Source organism: Natrinema soli (genome assembly GCF_028618695.1).
The window spans coordinates 1-3495 of record NZ_JAQIVI010000109.1; the positions used below are offsets into that span (position 1 = coordinate 1).

At 63.5% G+C, this 3495-nt stretch carries 3 protein-coding genes and 1 pseudogene; 3 read left to right on the forward strand and 1 reads right to left on the reverse strand.

The features are described 5' to 3' along the window. The 3 genes and pseudogenes from PGX04_RS07675 to PGX04_RS07685 all read left to right on the forward strand — a co-directional run. Positions 1–192: pseudogene (locus PGX04_RS07675) on the forward strand (MFS transporter); the annotation flags it as partial. A 401-nt stretch (positions 193–593) separates the two neighbouring features. After that, positions 594–2363 carry a nitrite/sulfite reductase gene (locus PGX04_RS07680; protein WP_273737964.1) on the forward strand — a complete coding sequence of 590 codons (1770 nt, stop codon included), beginning with the start codon at positions 594–596 and terminating at the stop codon, positions 2361–2363. Positions 2364–2449: 86 nt separating this feature from the next. Beyond that, positions 2450–2737 (forward strand): amphi-Trp domain-containing protein, encoded by a 288-nt coding sequence (locus tag PGX04_RS07685; protein WP_273737965.1) that lies wholly within the window; start codon positions 2450–2452, stop codon positions 2735–2737. A 68-nt stretch (positions 2738–2805) separates the two neighbouring features. Here PGX04_RS07685 and PGX04_RS07690 read toward each other — a convergent pair whose 3' ends face one another. Further along, the gene (locus PGX04_RS07690; RefSeq protein ID WP_180839521.1) at positions 2806–3162 is read right to left on the reverse strand and encodes a hypothetical protein; all 357 of its coding nucleotides are present in this window, start codon (positions 3160–3162) and stop codon (positions 2806–2808) included. Positions 3163–3495 lie beyond the last annotated feature (333 nt).

The window sequence follows — 3495 nt, forward strand, 5'->3', positions numbered from 1 at the left end:
CTCGGCGCGTTCGGCGGCTTCGTCATCCCGCCGGTGCTCGGGCTCTTCGTCGATCTGCAGGGGCCCGCCGGCTACGCGAACGGCTTCGTCGTCTTCCTCGTCCTCGCGATCGCCTCGATCGGCCTCTCGGGCGGGCTGTACCGCGCTCGAGTGGTGCCGACGCCGGACGGCCCGGTTCCGTCCGACGATTGAGTCCGTCCGATTTTCGATCCGATTTCTGCCCGGTTGTCGAGTTCGAGGGTGACTACATACTCGGTCGTGATGCCGTACCGGCCGTGCCACCCGCCGCGCGTCGGCCTCGTGTCCCGAGATCGAAGACGATATCCGCGATTGCTCGCGAGACGGGGCCCGGTCGCGCTGACCGTCTTTGAAATCGGCCATTCTCTGCCCCGCTGAGCCGTGATATACATCCTAATACAGACCATATCCCATTGGATATCCCACGTCCGGCCCCGAATACGCGCAAAAATAAGCTGTTTGTAAACGATTACTGTTATATGATTTAGGAACCTGGTGTAGAAACGTGAATTACGACATGTTTGGCGAGGAAGTTTGCAGATTCGAGTCCGATCGTCCGGTCGGGGTGGTCCGCGATGGCGCATAAGAAAGAGGAACTCAAGGAGGGCTGTTACGGCGACGAGGTTCGCGAACACATCCTCGAGTTCGCCGAAAACGGCGGCTACGAGGCGATTCCGGAGGACGAACACGAGAAGTGGTTCACCCGGTTCAAGTTCTGGGGACTGTTCCACCAGCGCTCCGGGCAGGAATCGTACTTCATGATGCGGCTGACCAACGCCAGCGGCATTCTCGAGCCCGATCAGCTACGGACGATCGGCGAGGTCGCCCGCGAGTACGCGAAGGGCCCTGTCGAGAACCCCGAGTTCGGCAACGGCTGGATCGATCTGACGACCCGCCAGTCCGTTCAGTTGCACTGGCTTCAACTCGAAGACGTGCCCGAAATCTGGGAGAAACTCGAGTCGGCCGGCGTTCACTCCCGATCCGCGGGCGGTGACACGATGCGCAACATTTCGGGTTGTCCGCTCCACGGGAAGGCCGAAGAGTTCGTCGAGGCCGGTCCCCTGCTCGAGCGCTTCGAGGAGGAACTTCGCAAAGACGACGCACTGTCGAACATGCCCCGGAAGTTCAACATCAGCGCGTCGGGCTGTACGGTCGGCTGCGCGCAGGACTCGATCAACGACATCGGGTTCGAGCCGGCGACGAAGGAGATCGACGGCGAGGAAGTCCGCGGGTTCAACGTCCGGATCGGCGGCGGGCTCGGCGGCCGCCAGCCCCGCGCCGCGACGCCGCTCGATATCTTCGTCCGGCCGGAAAACGCCTACGAGGTCGGCCGCGGCTTCGTCGAGCTTTACCACGACTACGGCAATCGCCAGAACCGTTCGAAGAACCGCGCTCGGTTCTTCGCCGAGGACTGGGGGATGGAGAAAATTCGAGAGACGCTCCAGGAGGAGTACATCGACTTCGAGATGCGCCGCGCGGGCGAGGACTTCCGCGAGGAGTACACCTACAACGCCGGCCGCCCCGTCGAGGACGGCCAGCACGACCACGTCGGCGTCGGCGACCAGACGGACGGTCGGAACTACGTCGGCCTGAGCGTTCCCGTCGGCCGGCTCCCGGCCGAGGACGCCATCGAACTGGCCGACTACGCCGACGAGTACGGCTCCGGGGAGATCCGCTTGACCCGCCGCCAGAATCCCGTCATCGTCGACGTCGCCGACGAGGAGCTCGAGGCCCTGCTCGCCGAACCGCTGCTCGAGGAGTACCCCGCCGAGCCGAGTCCCTTCGAGCGCGGCGCGATGGCCTGTACCGGCACCGAGTTCTGTTCCATCGCGCTGACCGAGACGAAGGGTCGGATGGCCCGCATGCTGCGCTGGTTCAACGCGAACGTCGACCTGCCCGACGACGTCGGCACGATCAAGATGCACTACTCCGGCTGTACCGCCGACTGCGGGCAGGCGATGACCGCGGATATCGGTCTCCAGGGGATGCGCGCCCGCAAAGACGGTGAGATGGTCGAGGCCTTCGACATCGGCGTCGGCGGCGGCGTCGGCGAGGAGCCCTCGTTCATCGACTGGGTGCAACAGCGCGTCCCGGCCGACGAGGCCCCCGGCGCGATCCGGAACCTGCTTCAGGCCTACGCGGCCCACCGTTCGGAGGGACAGACGTTCCGCCAGTGGGTCGAGGCCACCGGCACCGAACAACTCGTCGAGTTCTGCGAGCCCGAGGAGACGGATTTCGAGGCACCGTACATGGCCGACGCCAAGCAGTCGTGGTACCCCTTCGCGGAGAGCGAGTCCGCGGCGGCCGCGGCGGCGGACGAGTCCGCGGCTCCCTCGGACGACTGAGACGGAGACGGCTTTCCAGTCTCCCGACGGAATCGAACCGGTTTCTCGTACACGTATTTATCAGCTCCCGGACCGTCTAGTCGAGCATGCCCGAAGACGTACTCTTCAAATCCGAGAGCGACCAGAGTCGAGCGGATATCGCGACGTTACTTCGTCGCGTCGCGGACAACCTCGAGGACGGCGAGGCGATCACGCTCAAAGCCGGCTCCGAGTCGGTCACGCTCGAGCCGCCCGCTCGTCCCACCTTCGAGGTCAAAGCCGAGCGCGAGGGGCCGACCGATGCGCCCGGCGAACTGAGCGTCGAGTTCGAACTCGAGTGGGACGAAGCCAGTGAAGGGGACGGGGACGGCGGTGGACCGCTAGAAATCGAATAATCCAGCCGGTCGACTGCTTGCGTGGGTGCGGGTGGTGACCGCCCGTAACCGGCTCACGAACGACGCCGTTAGCGGTGCTCACGCGTTCGTTCGTACGCGTAATCCAGCGCGTCCTCGAGCGAGCCGGGGCCGTCGTAGCTGGCCGAGAACAGGTCCATGAACTCTCGGGCGATCCGGTTGCATCGTTCGAACGTCAGGACGGTTCTGACTCGCATCGTTTCGGAGAGATCGAGCCCCGGATAGCTCGTCGCCGTCAGCGAGTAACCGGGATGGTCTTCTCCGTCGAGCGAGGCGGGAGCGACCTTGAGCCGCAAATCTCCCGATTCGTGGCGGTACGTCCGATACTGCATTTCCCGGTCCGTGTCGGCCGGGGTATAGGTCCGACACTCTTCGGTGTTCCACTCGAGCGGCACGTCGGCTTCCATCGATTACTGATACTAACTCGAGTGCTACGTTCGTATCGTAACGAGCAATATTATCGGACACAAGTCCAAAATCTGTGGCATTGATAGGTTCTATAGTTCATTGATGGTTATATATTGGGCGATCGTATATTTATACGCGAACTATCCGAACGATCGACGAACCTGTCCTCGTCCCGGCAGCCGATTGCCCTCTCACGTCCGGTAATCGGCTGTCAGATCGAAACCCGTCGTGATCCGTCGCTCGCGGATTCGATAGCAGGCGCCCCGCGGGTGACTGGCACGCAGTACTCCGTTGGCCGGGAGCGCGGCTCGAGCAGATGCGAGAGCCGCGCG

Excerpts from the sequence above, each read along its gene's own strand:
- PGX04_RS07680 (WP_273737964.1), top strand. The coding sequence starts at position 594 with ATGGCGCATAAGAAAGAGGAACTCAAGGAGGGCTGTTACGGCGACGAG.
- PGX04_RS07685 (WP_273737965.1), top strand. The coding sequence starts at position 2,450 with ATGCCCGAAGACGTACTCTTCAAATCCGAGAGCGACCAGAGTCGAGCG.
- PGX04_RS07690 (WP_180839521.1), bottom strand. The coding sequence starts at position 3,162 with ATGGAAGCCGACGTGCCGCTCGAGTGGAACACCGAAGAGTGTCGGACC.